Source organism: Anaerovibrio sp. JC8, from assembly GCF_002100115.1.
Taxonomy (GTDB): Bacteria; Bacillota; Negativicutes; order Selenomonadales; family Selenomonadaceae; genus Anaerovibrio.
The window spans coordinates 95,181-114,146 of record NZ_ANBM01000007.1; the positions used below are offsets into that span (position 1 = coordinate 95,181).

The window sequence follows — 18,966 nt, forward strand, 5'->3', positions numbered from 1 at the left end:
GGAGGCCAGTACATAAAATGAACATATTAATTCTATTATATTGGGAATTCTGCAAAATCGGCCTTTTCTGCGTTGGTGGTGGCTATGCCTCACTGCCCTGGATTCAGGCGGCTGTAGTCGATGACTATCACTGGATTACCATGACGGAATTCATTGATATATTTACCATTTCCCAGATGACTCCGGGACCAATAGGAATAAATGCTGCAACCTTTGTAGGCACGAAAATTGCCGGTACTCCCGGTGCCATTGTGGCCACCCTGGGCTTTGTCACTCCATCCCTTATTCTGTGCCTGCTGATAACCTATCTGATGAAAAAATACGGTGATCTCAGTGTCATCAAGGGAACCCTGAACGGGCTCCGCCCTGCGGTTGTGGCTCTTATCTGTACCGCTGGTCTTAGCTTTATATGGCTTTCCGTATGGGATACAGAGACCATACCAACAAATTTTGCAGACTTTGATATAAAAGGAATCATTATTATATTAATTGCCATGATTGCTGTAAAAAAGAAGGTCAGTGTCATTACCCTGCTCTTTGGCAGTGGCGTTATAGGCCTACTGCTGGGACTTATTATGTGATTCTGAATAACGTAAAAAATAGGCTGTTATCAGCCTATTTTTTTTAATCTAATTTCAAATTATAAAGCTTTTGGGACAGCTCAAGCATCTTAGGGTCATCGGAGCTGTTAAGCCATGTAATGCTCCCCTGTTTAGCAGACGAATTAAGCAGATTTCTGGAGTGAAGCCGTCTTCTCAGCTGTCTGGCAGTACCGGCAGCACCATCAAATATCTTAACCTCATTATTAAAAAAGCTCACTTATAACTTTTCTGACAAAAGGATAATGGGTGCAGCCAAGGACTACTCCATCAATTTTTTTGCCCTCCAGCCTGCTGAAATAACCCATAAGAAACTCCCGCAGGGCAGGAGAATCCAGCTCTCCCCGTTCCACGAATTCGGGGAGTCCCGGCAGGGGCATTTTAATAATTTCAGCCCTGTCCTTCCATGCCTCCATCAAGGTGGCGAATTTCTGCTCCCTCAGGGTGGCCTCGGTGGCAAGTACCAGCACCCGGCCTCCCGGGCAGCTGATAACCGCCGGCTTCAGTGCAGGCTCAATGGCAATGATTGGCAGCTGGGGATATTTTTCCCTCAGACGTTTTCCGGCGGCACTGCTGGCGGTATTGCAGGCAATAACCACAGCCTTTACCCCACGTTCCAGCATCCTGTCCACTACATTGGACGTAAGCTGATAAATTTCTTCGGTGCTTCTGCTGCCATAGGGTGCGTTCTTGGAATCTCCATAAAATATATAGCTTTCATTAGGCATCAGCTTGGTAATTTCCCGAAGCACACTGATGCCTCCCATGCCTGAATCCATTATCCCAATAGGATTTTCCGATGTCATTTTATCAAGAACCTTTCATATTCGTTAATAACTACTACATTATACACCCATAAGTCACCTTGATAAAGGCACTGCTATTGATTTACCCTGTTTTCTTGTATAAAATATGAGTGGTGAATTGTTTATGAATGTGCGCAATGATTTTTTTCTTTATAAAAATGACAATATAAACCAAAATGTCATGCTGTCTGCCAAAAGTAAGCGACGAATGAGGAAATCCAAGGCTGACAACACCTTGAAATCCTATTCTGCCGACTGGAATGACTTTACGGACTGGTGCGAGGCCCATGAGGTATCTGCTCTGCCATGCACTCCGGAAACCATCGTTAACTACGTTAATGATCTGGCAGACCATGCCCATGCCAATACGGTTTCCAGACGCATAACAGCCATCTCTGAAAACCACATTGCCGCCGGCTTTCATGACAATAATCCTGCCAAGGACGGCATGGTACGTAATGCTATGCAGGCCATACGCCGTGAAAAGGGCACCTTCCAGCATGGCAAGGCCCCTATTCTTATGGAAACCATGTCTCTGCTGGCTGACCTTTTTGATGCCGGTGATTTGGTATCCATTCGTGACAAAGCTCTGATTTTTCTTGGCTTTGCCGGTGCCTTTCGCCGCTCAGAGCTGGTGGCTATTCAGATGAGAGATATCACCTTTTCTCCTCAGGGTATGGTTATTTTTATTCCACAATCCAAGGGAGACCAGATGGGACACGGCAGCCAGATAGCCATTCCTTATGCTCCTGACCCTCACACCTGTGCAGTTACCGCTGTTCAGGAATGGATAGAGGCAGCAAATATCAAGTCAGGACCTCTGTTCAGAGGCTTTAAACGTAATCTTGACCCTCGGGAAACACAGCTTTCTGATAAGGCCGTAGCCCTGATTGTCAAAAAATATATGGGTATGCTTGGTATGAATCCTGATGATTTTGCAGGCCACAGCCTACGCCGTGGCTTTGCTACCAGTGCAGCCCAGCATGATCTGGATGCTCTTTCCATAATGAGACAGACCAGGCATAAATCTGAAAAAATGGTTCACCGTTACATTGAGCAGGGTAATCTCTTCAAGGAGAACCCTCTTAATCGTATGTTTGGAACCACACGTAGAAAGGATTAATACTTAAATGTCTAAATCACCAAGTAAGTTTTTCATGGTTTTCGGTATCTTTTTAATCTGCTTGGGCGGCTTCGGCTGGGGATTTACCTATGTATTCGACCATCGTCCTGCTGATAATCTTTCCGGCTACTGCGATATAGATTTCCAGACCGGAGTGGATTTAAACGGCAAGGTAAATTCCGCCACCCTCACCATACAGGATTACCGCTATTCCAGTGCCAATCTGCTGGCTGCCATGACTTTGATTTGTGATGATGATACCTACACCATGGAAGCCTCTGTCCGTCAGACTCCACCCAGCTATTCCTTCGCTTTTTATAACGACAAGACCACTTTAAAAAATACCAACAAGCTCTTTGTGGAATTCCCGCCGGAATCCTTTGATTCCATGCGCAAGGCAGAGGTTATCACCATTCAGTTTGCCTACGATAACGGCGACAAGGTGTCACTGCCCCTCAGCGAGCCGGATAAGGAATACTGGAAGGATCACCTGAAGGATCAGCATAAATAATAATATCTTGTATACATGAACAACTTGTCAAATCTTTAATAGACAAGTTGTTTTTTTGTGTTAAAGTCTTATAGGGTTTTTTAAGCCCACTTTTGTTTATATTTTTAAAGGAGTGTTTTTATTAATGAGTGAGAATCGCGTAATTCAGGTCCATGAGAGGCCACCTATTACAAAAACTATTCCGCTATCTTTACAGCATTTATTTGCTATGTTTGGCTCCACCGTACTGGTGCCAATCCTGTTCAATGTAAATCCTGCAACTGTACTGCTGTTTAACGGTATCGGTACATTGCTTTACTTGATAATCTGTAAGGGTAAAATCCCTGCTTATCTGGGGTCCAGCTTCGCTTTTATCTCCCCTGTATTTGCCGTATTGAGTCAGTTCAACTACGAGGCAGCTCTGGGCGGCTTCATTGCCGTAGGACTTGTATTTGTTCTGGTTGGTTTAATTGTTAAGGCTGTAGGCACTGCCTGGATAGACTTCATCTTTCCACCGGCTGCCATGGGTGCCATCGTGGCTGTTATCGGTCTTGAGCTTATGCCTACCGCTGCCAAGATGGCCGGTCTCACTGAGGCTGAGCCGGATATGAACAGCATCATCGTAGCAGTTGCTACTCTTGCAATTACCCTCTTTGCCCAGATTGTATTCCGTGGCTTCCTGGGTATCATTCCAATTCTCATCGGTATCATCTGCGGTTATGTTATTTCCCTTTGCTTCGGCATTGTTGACCTCAGCGGTATTGAAAAGGCACCATGGTTCGCTCTGCCTACCTTCTATACCCCTGAATTTAATCTTACTGCTATTACCATCATTTTGCCGGCCTCCCTGGTAGTTATTGCCGAGCATGTGGGCCATCTCTTTGTAACCAGCAACATTGTTGGTTCCGACCTTACCAAGGATCCTGGTCTTGACCGTTCCATCATCGGTAACGGTATCTCCACCATCCTGTCCGGTTTCTTCGGCTCCACCCCTAACACCACCTACGGTGAAAACATCGGTGTATTGGCTATCTCCAAGGTATTCTCCACCTGGGTTATCGGCGGTGCTGCTATCTTTGCAATCCTTCTGTCCTGCTTCGGCAAGCTGGCCGCTGCAATTCAGAGTATTCCAGTACCAGTAATGGGTGGCGTTTCCATGCTGCTCTTTGGTGTTATTGCCGCTTCCGGTATTCGTGTTCTGGTAGATGCCAAGATTGACTACAACCAGCCAATTAATCTGATGCTTACCGCCATTGTGCTCGGTATCGGCGTATCCACTGCCAGCATCACCATTGGCTCCACTACCTTGGCCGGCATGTCCCTGGCCACTGTTGTGGCTATCATTCTCAGCATCTGCTTCAATGTAATCAAGAAGCTCCGCGGTGAGAAATAAAATGAACATCACTTACGAAGTTAAGGATAATGAAGCCCTGACCCCTGTTTCGGTCAGGGCTTTTCTTAGAAGTCATTGCGGTGTGTCCCATGGTCTATGGCGCCGCCTGAAATGGAACGGCACAATTCTGGTAAACGGTGAAGCCGTAAAGGCCACCATGGCCACCGTTGCTGCCGGTGACAAAGTAACCTGTATTCTGGAAGAAGAATCAGCCATCGTTCCTACCAAAATGCCCCTGGATATCCGCTATGAGGATAAATACCTTATTATTTTAAACAAGCCCAACGGTATTCTGGTACACCCCACAGGGGGCGATCACACAAACACCTTGGGCAATGGCCTAAAATATTATTATCAGGCAACGGGACAAGACATAGACTTCCACCCGGTACATCGGCTGGACAGAAATACCACCGGCCTTGTGGTGGTAGCCAAGCTGCCCCAGCTGCAGAGTGCCCTTACCCAGCCCGGCAGACGAATGAAGGGAAATATGCAGGAGCATAACATAACCCAGAAATTCTTTCATCGCAGCTACTTTGCCCTTATTGACGGCATAATGCCAAAGCGGGAAGGAATAATTGACCTGCCTATTGCCCGTCATCCCGACAGCATTATACAGCGGATTTGCAGCCCCGATGGACAATACGCTGAAACCCATTACCAAACAGTTGCTGTCAATAACGGCAAGTCCCTCATAAAGCTGGAGCTGAAAACAGGCCGTACCCATCAAATACGGGTTCATCTGGCCTCTATTGGTTTTCCATTGTTAGGTGATGACCTCTATGGCGGAAATCATGATATAATCGGCCGTCAGGCCCTTCATGCCTATCATTTGGAGGTATTTAACCCACTTAACGGGGAAACTGTTTCTGTATATTCGGATATTCCCCAGGACATGATACAGGCCTTCTACAAATAACATAAAAGGACCAGCCCAGCGGGCCGGTCCTTATTTTTATGTTTAAATATTCAACTATTAAACATCAATTGCCTTACCATCGGAGCCAAGAACATTTCTGATCTTGTGAGCCACAATATCCTGAATATTCTGGCGTGCAGGCTTCAGATACTGACGTGGATCAAAATGCTCCGGATACTTGGCCATGTGCTCACGAATACCGGCAGTCAGGGCCAGACGCATATCAGAATCAATGTTAATCTTGCAAACTGCACTGCGGGCAGCCTTGCGAAGCTGATCCTCAGGAATACCAATAGCATCCTTCAAGTTACCACCAAAGTGGTTAATAATCTCTACATACTTAGGCACAACAGAGGAAGCACCGTGCAATACAATAGGGAAGCCAGGCAAACGCTGGGAAATTTCCTCTAAAATATCAAAGCGCAGCTCTGGCGGAACAAGCACACCCTGGTCGTTTCTGGTGCACTGCTCTGGTCTGAACTTAAATGCGCCATGGCTGGTACCAATGGCAATAGCCAAGGAATCTACACCTGTGCGGGACACAAATTCCTCCACATCATCAGGATCAGTATAGCTGCCTGTTGCCACATTGACATCATCCTCAATGCCTTCCAGCTGACCAAGCTCGCCCTCTACCACTACGCCGTGGGCATGAGCATACTCTACAACTTCCTTGGTAATGGCAATGTTTGCCTCAAAGGAATGAGCGGAGCCATCAATCATAACGGATGTAAAGCCGCCATCGATACAGGACTTACAGGTTTCAAAATCTGCACCATGGTCGAGATGCAATGCAATAGGTACAGAGCTAACCTTCAAAGCAGACTGTACTAAACCGAACAGGTACTCAGCACCAGCATACTTTCTGGCACCAGCAGAAGCCTGCAAAATAACAGGAGACTGAGTTTCTTCAGCGGCAGCAACAATTCCCTGAACAATCTCCATATTGTTTACATTGAAGGCACCAATGGCGTAACCACCCTCGTATGCCCTCTTAAACATTTCTTTGGTATCAACTAATGGCATATTATTATACCTCCCTCTCTGTTGAATTTTCTCTTATTTCGTATTATAGCATACAAACCCTTTAAATACTAGGCACATTGCCTTTTAAATTTACACTTTTTTTGCGAAAATTGGCATAAATACGAAAAAACAATATCTATTCTAATCCCTATAAATTAAGCTCCCGCATAAGTGCATTTTGTAATATATTTGAAAAATTGATATTCCGTTCTTGAGCCAATTTATTTAGCCACGCGGGGATGGATAGAGTTTTCTTAATAGCCTTTGAATTATATTTCTTGTCATAGGCCAATTTATCAAAACATACCATCATAACAAACTGTTTGCCCTCTAATGAAATGGCAGATGGATCAGAAGCAGCAGGATAATCACTCTCTGAAACATCTTCCAGCATAAGTCCAATGGCATCCTGAATCATTTCTACAGCTTCATTAAGGTTATCCCCTTGAGACATACATCCAGGAATATCCGGTACATAAACAGAAAAACCTTTTTCTTCAGGTTCAAAAATAGCGGGGTAGAATAATTTGCTATTCATAGCTATACCTCCATGTTTTATCCCTTCTTTGTATCATATTATAATACGTAATATTACGTACTGAAATAACATTTATGATAAATTAGGACACCACTGGTGCGTGTAGCCAACAAGTTTAGATAAAAATATAAGCATGGTATTTTACAATGTAATGTATTTTAATATAATTGCATAATATATTATTGAATATTGAGAATAGATGCTATATAATTTCATTATACAACATCTATTATACTATTTTTCCATTTTCCAAAATATGCTATACTTTAAGAAAGGATGATGTTATGTGGAGATGTTTACCTTTGACCCGCCCCAAAGATATCTTGAACTGATTAGGCAATTCCGCCTAATTGATGATACATTCTTTGATGTCTGTTTCGATGGCAGTAACGAATGTATGCAGTTATTGCTTAACATCTTTTTCAAACGAAATGATATCATTGTCAACGAGGTTGTTACTCAGCGTTCCGCCCGCAACTTATATGGACGTGGTGTATGTTTTGATGTTATTGCCATGGATAGTAATGGCAAAATATACAACGTTGAAGTTCAACGAGCTGACGAAGGTGCTAATCCCAAGAGGGCCCGTTTCAATAACGCACTTATTGACTCACGGGAAATCAACAGAAATACTGAGTATAAAGATTTTCCTGAAATCTGGGTTATTTTCATCACTGAAAATGATATATTCGGTGCTCAGCTTCCTATGTACCATATTGAGCGGGTTATCACCGAGCTAAACCAGCCCTTCCTGGATGCTGCTCATATTATTTATGTCAATGGAGAACATAAAGGTAACGATGCCTTGGGCTTCCTAATGCAGGATTTCTTCTGTGCAGACCCAGCAAAAATGCACTATCCTGAACTGGCCAAACGAGCCAATTTCTTCAAATATGACGAGAAGGGAGTTAAAGCCATGTGTGGAATAATGGAAAAATTTGGAAACGAATTACAGGCAGAAGCCCGTAACGAAGAACGCGAAGCAACCGCCAAAGAAATGCTCCGTGACAACAAGCCTATGGAAGAAATCATTAAATATTCCCACTTGCCAGAAACCCGTATCAAGGAGCTTGCTAAACGAACTAAATAACTCCACATAAAAACGCCAGGAGTGTAGCTACTTGCTACCTCCTGGCGTTATTTTTTTATCCCCAACGGACGAACTTGGATAACACACCACCATCAGAACCATACAAAATCATAATATGTCCCTTTAGAACCTCGCCGGTACATGAATCTCCCCAACTTGAACGATATTGACATGACGGAAATTTACAACTACATCTATTCATCCATTGGTATGCCACAAATCGCAATGGCCCAATTTGACCGTATTGCTAATTGACCGTAACAGACGCCTCACCAATAGAATATTTTAATGGCGTATAAGTTACTAATGAGCTTGCCGCAACAAATACGATACTCAAAATAAACATACAAGAGTCTTTTTTACCATAATCCAAACCTCCATTGTACTAGAATACTAATTCCATACCATTACCTATTGGATGAGCTTCACTTCTATGTGCAATGAGCCAATTTACAATAGCGGTTGTATATTCATAATCATATGCTCTTAAACCTCTATTTTCCCCTTCGGAAGCAAAATACCAATCACCTCCATCTTTATTAATTTCCATACGACTATTGTTAAGCAAGGAACCATCCCTTGCCACGCGTTTAACATTTAATTTAGCATAATATGAGGTTTTATTTCCGTATACAACTGACTCCGTGACTATATAGTATCCATCACATACCCACACATCAGTAGCCTCAGCTTGAGGCATAAAACAAATGGTGCTTCCCAGATAAACAGTTAATACAGCTAATATCCCCAGAATATATTTTTTCATGATTATATCCCTCCAAGTGTATAACAGAATTTAATTTTATTTAGAATACTCTTATAACACTTTACCTTAATATGACACAATAAAAATCAGTCTAGGCTTTTACTCAATCCACTATGATCGGCTGTCTCCCAAAACAAATTTTTCAGATAGCCATTATCCTGCTTAAAAATCCATTGGGTTTCATCATCACCATTGGAATTTTTGGCAATACTTAACAAAAATATCACTCTTTGACCATCCTGCTTAGCAGTAGCAAATTTATAAGTATCTGGACTCATTTTAGCTGGGCTTCCATCTGGGGCAGCACCACCACTACCCTTATAAGCGATACAGCTAACTACCGCCACATCACCGTCAATATAGTAAGTGCAACTGGAAGTATCCAAATAATATGTTCCGGCTTCGCTGGCTCCTACCAGTGGATATTGGCCATAAGCATAGTCTCTGGCACTCAGGGCATGTTTCGGAATTATCCCTTGATATGTGTGGTCCCAATCACTATTTGATATGTCATAACCTCTATATGCCGAAGCAACTGAAAGTGACATTAATAAAGTAAGCAAAGCAAAAAATGTAGTTACATACTTTTTCATGCAATTACCCCCATTGATATCTATTGTTGTTAAAGTGATGTACAAATTTTGATATTATTTTGCTCCCCTTTTTCATGCTCAACATTCTGCTCTTATGGAAACGATTTTGTTATTTACTATACTGAAAATAAGAACAATCCTTCCTGGTGCCCAGAAAGCCTTTTTGCGTACTCCATTTTCAATTTTATCGTAATATGCTTCACCATATCTATCCAACACTGAGGCATTCATCCCAACGGCAATTCCACTCGGAGTTGTAATTCCATTATTAGCAGTTGTTTCCATCCAATACATATATTTTCCGCTAGCAAACATGATTTTAAATGTTCCATTATAATTGTAAATAATACTATTCCCAGCCCCATAATCATATGAGGTTGGTTCTCCATAAACACTTTTCACATATTCAGGTGAAGAACCAAGTTTTATGCCACCTAACGCAACTTCGCTAGGCGAAATTTCGGCGCAACATAAAGCGCATGATAGAAATGTTAGAACGGCAAATAAAATAGAAATACTTTTTTTCATAACTATATACCTCCCTGTTTCTTTAATGTGATTCTGTTATATTTACTAATTCAGAATTCACGAATTCATAAATAACTACTCCATTGCTGTAATCGTATCCATTTCTTAAATACGTATAAACCAATACCGTACCAAGCGCATTAGTTGATTTGGTTACATTCTTAGGGCTACCTTTCACTCGTTCTACCTTGGAAGGAGAATCTCCCATAGAAATAGTATTATCTTTTATACGTTGTTGTTCAGCGGCTTGGGCCGACTTTGCCTCTTCTGCTTTTTTCCATGCTACCCACTCCTCATATTTAGCCTGATCATCATATTTTTTCTGAAGTTCCTTTTTTTCTTCTTCAACTTTTTGTTTTTCTTCTTCAATTATGTTAATGGTTTTATTATAGGCCTCTTTCTTATATTTATTTTCATCAGGGGTTCCATCCCATTTACTGTCATAAAAGCCATCAAAAATAGCTTTTCCCTTTTCATCCAAAGCTACAATTTTATGAGTCAAATCTAATCTTTCTGCTACTTGTTTCCTTATTTGGTCATATGCCATCCTTTTGAATTTAACTTCTTTAGAGGTTCCATCCCATTTCTTATCGTAGACACTGTTAAAAGCTTCTCTATCTTTTTCATCTAATGAAGCAATTTTCTTGTCTAGATCTTCCAGTTGTTCTTGTGTTGTTACCACCCCGTTATAGTGTTTTAATGTAATACCTCCAGCCCCCATTGCAAGTGATGCAATAATAACAAGTATAATTACATTCTTTGCAGGCTTTTCCTTGATTTTGTAATAAGGATTCTGTAAACGCTTCTCTTTTTCTTTCTCTAACCATGTTTCATCTGGCATTTTCATTATTCTTAAACAAAAAATTAAAATAACCAGGGCACCAATAGCTAACAAACTACCTACATAATCATAAAGTCCATCACCTCTTAAAAAAACATAAACCAACACTACTGATGCAATAACAGCTGGATACTTAGTCAAAATATTAGCCAATTCATCAAGTATATTATTTTTCATAAGAAAATCTACCTTTCACTAATAACATATTTATCGCAAAAAATATTTCTTCTCAGGCCATCCATTACAAGTAATGAAGGTACCTATGCTTTTAAGTTTTATAATTAATTAAAAACAACCACTTTACCACCTTGCTTTTCAAGTTCCTCCTTTAATCTGTTTGCCTTATCAAGCGGAACATTATTTGCAATATCTATAGGGTATGAATCGACCATTTCCTTAGCTTCCTTGAGTGAAACACCATAATCCATCATTTCAGACCGGATAGTCTTTATAAAATTTACCTTATCCTCAGGGACACCAACCAATCGTACGTTATACAAATCTTCGATTTTCAATGAGGTATTCCCGCCAGTTGATGTAGGAGCTGTCAATAAACAATCATCAGCTTTTTTCCCACAATGCGTACAAAAATTTCCCGTGTTTTCACTACCACAATCACATATCCACTTGTCTACCTTTTTCTTGCCACAGTTAGTACAAAAATTTCCAGTGTTAACACTACCGCATTCACATTTCCATGTATCTGGTTTTTTGCCTCCACACTGTGAACAGAAATTACCAATATTTGTCGATCCACAGGAACAGGTCCATTTATTTGAATCGGAAGCATCCAAACTTTTAGGAGTATTATTACCAGCGATTACTTTTGTCATAGCACTCATGGCTGCTGCACTCGCCCGCTCTCTGTTCCGACGTAATATAATCGTCAGAACAGATAAACATTCCTCTGCTTTTGCCACTGCCGCACCATATAAACTACTGTTATGTTCATATCCATCGCTATCATTAAATTCCGTATTTGGTCCTAATATACATATATATCTAGAATTATTTTTTATGTCATTTGTTACAATTTTAACGACTAATTCCCTACAAACTCCACTGGATTGCCTAGAACCAAACATAGAACCAACTACAGCTCCGGCTCCACCAAATAATATTCCACCCACGGCAGCCCCCAACAGACTAGCGCCTTCCGTAAGGGTAAGCCCATTTTCAATAACCTTAAAATCAATAATATCCTCATATCTGTAGACAACATCAAACATATCATCAGAAAAGAATCCTATTTTATAATAAGGAATATTTATCATTTCATTTTCTTCATCTACCTCTAAATACATAAGTTTTTTTCTTGGAGAAATAGATTTGGCCAAATGGTGAATTTTATGTGTTGGAGTAAAAGAATATGGATCCGCAAAGTTTTTCTTTTTTAAAAAATCCAACAAATCAGGTAGATTTTTATCTTCAACATCATATGACATTAAATCTCTTGCTTCATAACATTCTTTACAAATAAATCCTTTTCCATCCTTCGTCGTGCCATCAGGCTTCTTTTCTATTTTGCCGGAATCTTTATCCACTTTGCCTATCATGGGTTTACCACAATAAAGACAATTTCCTAATATACGTTCCTCGGTGTTTGAACTAAAAAAGCCCATATTTGTCACCTCATCTCTCATGTAGTACATATAATGATTATCAATTAACACTTAAATATTATTGCCCTATTTATATTTTTTCTTCCATTTTGCCTTTCTTTTAGCATACTTCTGCCTCTTGTATAATTTTCTGCCCCATTTATCTTCCTGATTGGATATATCACATAGCAGTTCTGCTCTATCTCCACTATCTTTTCCAGCACAACATTTAACTCTTTTAGCTAAATAGACAAATTCATCACAACTGTCCGATAGGCCATAAATTTTGAGCATCATTACAACCATCGATAATTTTTGCTCTATTTCACAAATAAATTTCTCCCGTCTCTTATTTTTCTTTAATTCTAAAATAGCTCGTTCCGCCCCATGCAGAGCCGCAATAACTTTCCCCAGTTTCCAATTTTCCCGAAATCTCTCATTTGCAATAATCTTTTTGTATTGTAATTTTCTTCTAAAATTTCTTTTTTCATATACTTTAAGTGCAGTATAACCCAATGTCGTCAGTGCAAGCACATTCCCAAATAAAGATGCTATATTGACTTCATCCGTAGGAATACCTATATAACTTAGGATATTACCCAGAACAAAGTATATTACTACTGCAACGCTAGTGAATACCGCCGTCATAACGATAATTGTCGCGAATCCCATAACAATTCCATAAAACCATGAGTTCTTTATACACTTACACATAGCATATCCCTTCATTCATAATAATAAAGATATTAATTATTACTTACGACTTTAATCTCGTTTAGTATACTTTAACTCACTATTTCAACGTAAAATAACAAAAATCCTGCCATAGTAGTAAGAATATTTTTACTTAAACTCACGACTTTTTCGTACGCAAAATAACCCCTATACTTATTAAAGTAAGGAGTGATTGCGTATGGATATTATAGCGTCCCGACTGCGGGAGCTTCGTAAGTTAAAGCAGCTTTCTCAGGAAGATGTAGCCAAATATCTTGGTATCACTCGAACCGCCTATAACAAGTACGAAAGTGGCGACATCAAACCTGTACGAAAGCTCAATGAACTGGCAGTCTTGTTTAATGTCAGTGTCGACTACTTGCTTGGCCGTGAGGAATCTACACTGGAAAGCAAGGTACGGGAAGTATCTCCCCATATAAGCGGACAGCTCCAGAAATATCTGGATTTAAGCGATTCCGGCAAGGATATTGTGGATATCACCCTTAATGCCGTATATGATCAGGAAAACCATCCAAATGAATCTCAATAGAGCCATTACAACTCAACGCAATTATACAAAATGTCCCAGCAGGTTTTGTTTACCCGCTGGGACAATTTTTATGGTTATTTGTTTTTAAAGATAAAAACAATCTTTGTGTTTTTGCTAAAATCTGCTGTTCGTCGTTAACTTTAAAGATAAGGTCAGTCAAAACGACTGGCCCTTAATATTACAAATCTTTATATAACACTACAGCTCCATTTTAGCTATACAAGCTATTTTTTAAAAATATTTGTTAATTCATAAAATGCGCTAACCGTGTTTATAGCTCCACTTAAATCTACTTCCGTATATCCATCTGGAATTTGCTTGCCAGCCTTGACATTCAAGACATTACACACATTCAGTATAACCTGTCCAAAATCTTCATAATTACAGTTCATATACAACTTACTAAATCCGATTTTAAGTTTATTTATTATGACATCGTCATATTCTCCATCTACTCTTATAATGTCAAAGTATTTTATAATCGCCTTAGTTACATATTCATATTTATCAGATGTATCAACAAGATCACTGATTATACATAAGGCGTCCCTCGTAAATGCAAATCCGGAGGAAAAGTCTTCTGCAACTACCAGCAATATGATATCATCCTTTGAGTATTTATCGCCACACATATAATAAACAGCTTCATCAATCTCATCATCAATTTCATGTACATCATATTCATCTAGCGTAAAGAATTTATTTTTCGTTAAATCATATTCATCATTCAAAATAGTATTTGAAAGCTGTACTTTTTTCATGCCAGAATATACGGCTTTTTTCATTACTTTAAATTGAACATCACTAACTTCTCTTATGCTATTTGTAGTATTTTCTTCCGACTTAGCCGGCGCTACTTCATCTCTAAATTCTTTCGGTAATAATACATCTTCAAATACTATCTTTTTCTCTCCCAGCATTTCTTTAGTGCAACTGCTAGGCAATTTAATCTTAGGTTCTGATTCCAGTATACCCACGAATTTTACATTACTTATTCTTTTTACAGGAACACTAAAAACATCACCATAGAGGTAAATGGTTTTGGCATCAGCATCCAGCAAATCAGCCAAATCCTCCTGATCAAAAGCTGTATAGCCGGCATTTTTCAGTATAGCCTCATCATTAGTTACTTTCTTTAGCTTGGCAGTTTTTTCCGCTACATTGATAGCATCCTCCATATCGTTGCCATCATCCTTATATTCAACGCCTAATGCCTTACAGATTTTTTTTGCAGCATCCGGAGCATTTTCCTCTATCTCGGAAATGGCTTCTGCTTCCTCATCATAGTAACGATCTTCCAGCCATTCAACTAATTTTCCATTAACAAAATATTCCATGGCCTTGCCCTGATCAAAGTTATCCCGCAATTCCTCAATAGTTCTTACTTGTACTCCGTTAGCCATTTCCAATGCAAATTTGATTTTCTTAGCCATAAGAAGCATCCTCCTTGTAATATTTATAAATAATAATATTAATCATCCTTCAATTAGCCAAACAGCCAATCTCCAAAAGAACTTACAGCATTACCAATACCGCTAAATACTGATCCCACTCCACTAAAAATACCGGAGCCAACAGATTTTATTCCACTCCAGGCTGCACTGGCACAACTTTTGGCCACTGAACCCACTTTCTTAACACCACTATATACCATATTGCCAACTGCCGAACCAGCCATATAGCTTACTGCGCCTCCGGCAATACCGCCAACGATTGCGCCTATTGGGCCACCTAAAACTCCACCTATAGCAAATCCTTTGCCCGCTCCATATCCGGAGGCCACCAGTCCACCTACCATAGATGTGGTGGTTCGTCCCATTAAGTCAGCCGCTTGCAAACCAGTTATCTCACCTTTAGCCAATTTATACATCACCTTGGCATTTTCAATACCAACGCAAGCAATGTTGGTAATAAGTCCCAACGGGGTACCTTTTGTCAGTAGAGGAATAAGGCCTTTTTCCGCTCCCACTTTTAATGCTCCGGCGGTGGCGGCTTTTACGCCAGCATCGGCACCAGTTACTAAAGCAGTCTGTACCACTTCACTGCCCTTTATTTCCTCACCTTTAAAAACTTTATAGGCCAAATGAAAGCCAGTCCCCAAAGCAGCTGCCCCCATACCAGCCACTGCAGCCTGTTTACCAATATTCATAGCCAGCTGGCGATTGGTAAAGCTATTCCAGTCCTGCCCCACAATAGTACCCTTTTCCTGCACCCTATTTTGTATTTTTTTTACTTGCTCCTTAGAAAGGGCTTGAGACTTAGTGGAAACACGGTCTGTTCCACCTATATGGTCGGAAACCGATTTAGTCGGAAATTTCTCCTGTAGGGCTTCAGCTTGCCCTTTGGGTACCAAATAGCGCTGATTATTATAATTTCCATGCCGTAACATCTCGGCAGTAGCTTGGGCGTCCTTACCAAACTTGGCTTGATACTGGTGCAGAGTCTTGTTGCCATCTCTTATCAAAATATCCATGGAGTTTTTGCCATAGGCCTGTCCGGGTTCTGGTACCAACACCTCTGCCCGATAACTTTGATTTTCTAAGGCAGCATTTGCATTAAAGGAATTTACATGAAGCTGCTCTGCAATAAATCCATCTAAATTAGGATTCATACTGGTAGCGCCACCTTTCGTGGCAACAGCTTCCATTAATAACTGATTGTTTTGGGCCAGCGTACTTTCCACATTTGCCAAATATTGGCCAAATTCCGTAACGCTGTACCCTACAGCCGCATCCTCTAATTTGTTACATAGCCATTCTTCACTGGTTCCTCCAGCTTCCCGAACTTTGTTCAGTCCAGCTAAATTGCTATCAAAAGACTGTACCTCTGAAATAACCTCCTTACTCATCCGCTCTATTTCTTCTTCGGATTTTTCCGGAAGTTCCTCCTTAAATCGTTGTTTAAGCCATTCTTCATCAGATTGTTTACTGTCTTTTTCACTGTAGGATGTCAAAAAGCGCTGCATTATAGGTTTAAGATTTTGGGCCATTTCATCAGGTGTTGTAGGTGTTTCTTCCACAGCATCTACGATTTTATTCTCCATAGCACCGCCCCCTATACTGATGCATTTTTATATTTCCGCTCCTTATATAAAGTATCCATTTTTTCCAATTTATCCTTCATTATTTCCTTTAGGGAGTGGGTATTTTTTATAGCTTCATTAATAGCCTGGGTAGTAAGTTCGGTTTTTTCATTTGCATAGGTATCCTCTATACTTTCCTTTACTACACCTTCAATGTCCGCTCCGCTGTAACCATCTGTCTTACTGGCCAAAGCACTTATATCTATTTTCTTAAAGTCGTTTGGCCGACGCTTTTTTATATGTATTTCAAATATTTTTTCCCGCTCATTCTTGTTTGGCAATCCGACATAAAATATTTCATCAAAACGACCCTTACGCATAAGCTCAGGTGGCATCTTTTCAATATCATTTGCAGTAGCTACTACAAAGGCTAGGCTTTCCTTTTCCTGCAGCCATGTCAAAAATGTTCCAAAAAGTCGGGTTGTTACATCGGAAGCTCCGCTGTTACCTCCTACCCCAGCAAAGGCTTTTTCCAGCTCATCAATCCAAAGAACACACGGAGAAATCGCCTCCGCCAGCTTTATGGCCTTACGCATATTGGCCTCGGACTCACCAACATATTTACCCATTAGCCGCCCCATATCCATGCGCAAAAGCGGAACATTAAAGAGTTTTGCGGCAGCCTTGGCATTAAGTGATTTACCACATCCCGGCATCCCAGCGATTAATACACCTTTTGGAATATCAACACCAAACTTTTCAGCCTTTGCCACATTCTTAAATATTTTTCCTTTTCGCTGAAGCCAATTTTTGAGATTTTCCAGTCCTCCGATGCTGGATAAGTCCTCTTTTACCGGGATCATTTCCAATATGCCAGATTTTCTTATCAACTGTTGTTTTTGTTCAATAATGAGGTCCATATCGCTACTGGTAATTTCACCATCATCAGTCAGAGCCATGGCCAACATATTACATATTTCAAATTCTGTAAGCCCCTTTAAAGCCATTGACAATTCATCCAAAAATTGTGGGCTGAGCCTGTCTATTTCCTGTTCATCACAAAAATCATTTACCACTTGTTTTATCTCTGGCTGGCTTAAATAATCCATGGATAATATTGACATAAATTTTTCCAGTTCCGGAGGAATAACTACTACTGGAGAAACCATCACAATATTAAAATCATCCAGTCCCTTTACAATCTTTTGTGCTAATAATTTCAGTAATGCTGTTACAACCGGATCTGACAGATAACTATGAATATCCGTCAAGACCAGTACCCTACGATGACAGCTGTTTGCATCACTTATTAAAAATCTCAATGTATCAGCCAAAGACCAGTCCGGGCATACAGAATTAGTTGCATAATCACAAAAGCCGGTTACTGACCATTCCATAATTACCCGTCCACAGGCTGCACTTTGCACATATTTTACAGCCTTGCTTTCCTCGAAGGTGTCAATATAAATAATAGGAAATCCTGCATCCATAAAACGGATTAAGTTATCCTCAAATTTATTCATTCCGATCTTCCTCCTTCTCTGATGCAAGTTTTTCGTTTCAAATAATTTAAATAATTATTATTGATTAGATTTTATTCAACCGATAATATTCGTCAATATTTTGTCGAGCAAAAAATAACCTTTGTGTAAAACAAACATTTCAAATAGTTATTTATAACAAGTTTTAACCATCTATTTCAACATAAATTATAAAAATTCCTGCATTATTACCAACATTTTCGATTGTCGGATAAGTAATGTAAGATTTGTAATTCACTAACTCACAAATCTATACTGTTATGGGAATTAGCTGTAACAGGATTTTTTCAAAAATATTAAAACTCAATTTACATCTATTCTAGGCATAAAAAAGAGAGGGGTCATCCCCCTCTCCATGTCATTTCTCCAAATCATTATCCCCAACGAACCATTTTTATAACCCATTCGCCTTCTGCATTGTATATAATCATCATGTGTCCTTTTACTATTTCACCATGCAGATTGCTCAAATACTGGGTATTACAGGTAAAGGTCATATTCTCACTCTGGACATCACATGAAGTTATATGCGCATTTCTTATTAATTTAGGCATATTTTCAGGCGGAATAACCGTTCCTGGGCTTGGCTCCTGACAAATCCAACTATTTTGATATACTACCCGATCAAAGCATTCCTCTATGCTTTCACCCTCATAAGCATAGGAGGTACCGGAACAAGCAAACAGACATGTACAAATCGCAAACATCACAAACAACCGTTTAATCATAATATCCACCCCTTTGACATTACAATATAACTTGTCCTTAAGTAGAATATATCTGCTTATCGCAATTATACAAAATGTCCCAGCAGGTTTTGTTTACT

At 40.0% G+C, this 18,966-nt stretch carries 21 protein-coding genes; 7 read left to right on the forward strand and 14 right to left on the reverse strand.

Features of this window, described 5'->3' with window-relative positions; translation table 11 throughout:
* The first annotated feature begins 17 nt into the window (after window positions 1–17).
* The gene (locus tag D081_RS08460; protein WP_085023760.1) at window positions 18–581 is read left to right on the forward strand and encodes a chromate transporter; all 564 of its coding nucleotides are present in this window, start codon (window positions 18–20) and stop codon (window positions 579–581) included.
* Window positions 582–624: 43 nt separating this feature from the next.
* Here D081_RS08460 and D081_RS12830 read toward each other — a convergent pair whose 3' ends face one another.
* Window positions 625–819, reverse strand: coding sequence for a hypothetical protein (locus tag D081_RS12830; protein ID WP_198941981.1), 195 nt, complete (start codon window positions 817–819; stop codon window positions 625–627).
* A complete protein-coding gene (murI, locus tag D081_RS08465) occupies window positions 806–1,351 on the reverse strand; it encodes a glutamate racemase (protein ID WP_198941982.1) in 546 nt (181 codons plus the stop codon). The genes D081_RS12830 and murI overlap by 14 nt, the downstream gene beginning before the upstream one ends.
* A gap of 178 nt (window positions 1,352–1,529) precedes the next feature.
* Here murI and D081_RS08470 point away from each other — a divergent pair, with 178 nt between their 5' ends.
* The 4 genes from D081_RS08470 to D081_RS08485 all read left to right on the forward strand — a co-directional run bounded on the left by D081_RS08470 (window position 1,530) and on the right by D081_RS08485 (window position 5,330).
* The gene (locus tag D081_RS08470) at window positions 1,530–2,528 is read left to right on the forward strand and encodes a site-specific integrase (RefSeq protein WP_085023761.1); all 999 of its coding nucleotides are present in this window, start codon (window positions 1,530–1,532) and stop codon (window positions 2,526–2,528) included.
* Between the two features lie 7 nt (window positions 2,529–2,535).
* Window positions 2,536–3,039, forward strand: coding sequence for a hypothetical protein (locus tag D081_RS08475; RefSeq protein ID WP_085023762.1), 504 nt, complete (start codon window positions 2,536–2,538; stop codon window positions 3,037–3,039).
* A gap of 124 nt (window positions 3,040–3,163) precedes the next feature.
* Window positions 3,164–4,411: a uracil permease gene (uraA, locus tag D081_RS08480; RefSeq protein ID WP_085023763.1), complete on the forward strand. Its 1,248-nt coding sequence runs from the start codon at window positions 3,164–3,166 to the stop codon at window positions 4,409–4,411.
* Window position 4,412: 1 nt separating this feature from the next.
* Complete coding sequence (locus D081_RS08485; protein ID WP_085023764.1) at window positions 4,413–5,330, forward strand: RluA family pseudouridine synthase; 918 nt, start codon at window positions 4,413–4,415, stop codon at window positions 5,328–5,330.
* A 57-nt stretch (window positions 5,331–5,387) separates the two neighbouring features.
* Here D081_RS08485 and fba read toward each other — a convergent pair whose 3' ends face one another.
* Window positions 5,388–6,356 (reverse strand): class II fructose-1,6-bisphosphate aldolase, encoded by a 969-nt coding sequence (fba, locus tag D081_RS08490; RefSeq protein ID WP_085023765.1) that lies wholly within the window; start codon window positions 6,354–6,356, stop codon window positions 5,388–5,390.
* Between the two features lie 148 nt (window positions 6,357–6,504).
* On the reverse strand, window positions 6,505–6,894 hold the full coding sequence (locus D081_RS08495) for a type II toxin-antitoxin system HicB family antitoxin (protein WP_085023766.1): 390 nt from the start codon (window positions 6,892–6,894) through the stop codon (window positions 6,505–6,507).
* 292 nt (window positions 6,895–7,186) lie between these two features.
* On the opposite strand from D081_RS08495, the gene D081_RS08500 reads away from it, so the two are divergent.
* On the forward strand, window positions 7,187–7,984 hold the full coding sequence (locus tag D081_RS08500; protein WP_085023782.1) for a PD-(D/E)XK nuclease family transposase: 798 nt from the start codon (window positions 7,187–7,189) through the stop codon (window positions 7,982–7,984).
* 385 nt (window positions 7,985–8,369) lie between these two features.
* On the opposite strand, the gene D081_RS08505 is transcribed toward D081_RS08500, so the two are convergent.
* The 6 genes from D081_RS08505 to D081_RS08530 form a co-directional block, all read right to left on the reverse strand.
* Window positions 8,370–8,750 (reverse strand): hypothetical protein, encoded by a 381-nt coding sequence (locus D081_RS08505; RefSeq protein WP_085023767.1) that lies wholly within the window; start codon window positions 8,748–8,750, stop codon window positions 8,370–8,372.
* 86 nt (window positions 8,751–8,836) lie between these two features.
* Window positions 8,837–9,343 carry a hypothetical protein gene (locus tag D081_RS08510; protein ID WP_085023768.1) on the reverse strand — a complete coding sequence of 169 codons (507 nt, stop codon included), beginning with the start codon at window positions 9,341–9,343 and terminating at the stop codon, window positions 8,837–8,839.
* Window positions 9,344–9,421: 78 nt separating this feature from the next.
* Window positions 9,422–9,871, reverse strand: coding sequence for a hypothetical protein (locus D081_RS08515; protein WP_085023769.1), 450 nt, complete (start codon window positions 9,869–9,871; stop codon window positions 9,422–9,424).
* 22 nt (window positions 9,872–9,893) lie between these two features.
* Window positions 9,894–10,889, reverse strand: coding sequence for a hypothetical protein (locus tag D081_RS08520; RefSeq protein ID WP_085023770.1), 996 nt, complete (start codon window positions 10,887–10,889; stop codon window positions 9,894–9,896).
* Window positions 10,890–10,993: 104 nt separating this feature from the next.
* The gene (locus D081_RS08525) at window positions 10,994–12,334 is read right to left on the reverse strand and encodes a ribosomal protein L7/L12 (protein ID WP_085023771.1); all 1,341 of its coding nucleotides are present in this window, start codon (window positions 12,332–12,334) and stop codon (window positions 10,994–10,996) included.
* Between the two features lie 66 nt (window positions 12,335–12,400).
* Entirely contained in the window at window positions 12,401–13,027 is a 627-nt protein-coding gene (locus D081_RS08530; protein ID WP_085023772.1) for a hypothetical protein, read from the reverse strand.
* A 199-nt stretch (window positions 13,028–13,226) separates the two neighbouring features.
* Between D081_RS08530 and D081_RS08535 the strand changes: the two genes are divergently transcribed.
* Window positions 13,227–13,577: a helix-turn-helix domain-containing protein gene (locus D081_RS08535; RefSeq protein WP_085023773.1), complete on the forward strand. Its 351-nt coding sequence runs from the start codon at window positions 13,227–13,229 to the stop codon at window positions 13,575–13,577.
* A gap of 224 nt (window positions 13,578–13,801) precedes the next feature.
* Here the strand turns inward: D081_RS08535 and D081_RS08540 are convergent, their stop codons facing one another.
* The 4 genes from D081_RS08540 to D081_RS08555 form a co-directional block, all read right to left on the reverse strand.
* A complete protein-coding gene (locus tag D081_RS08540; RefSeq protein ID WP_085023774.1) occupies window positions 13,802–15,010 on the reverse strand; it encodes a hypothetical protein in 1,209 nt (402 codons plus the stop codon).
* A gap of 53 nt (window positions 15,011–15,063) precedes the next feature.
* On the reverse strand, window positions 15,064–16,620 hold the full coding sequence (locus D081_RS08545; protein ID WP_085023775.1) for a hypothetical protein: 1,557 nt from the start codon (window positions 16,618–16,620) through the stop codon (window positions 15,064–15,066).
* Between the two features lie 11 nt (window positions 16,621–16,631).
* The gene (locus D081_RS08550; protein WP_085023776.1) at window positions 16,632–18,122 is read right to left on the reverse strand and encodes an AAA family ATPase; all 1,491 of its coding nucleotides are present in this window, start codon (window positions 18,120–18,122) and stop codon (window positions 16,632–16,634) included.
* A 392-nt stretch (window positions 18,123–18,514) separates the two neighbouring features.
* Window positions 18,515–18,868, reverse strand: a complete 354-nt coding sequence (locus D081_RS08555) for a hypothetical protein (protein ID WP_085023777.1) — start codon at window positions 18,866–18,868, stop codon at window positions 18,515–18,517.
* Between the last annotated feature and the right edge of the window lie 98 nt (window positions 18,869–18,966).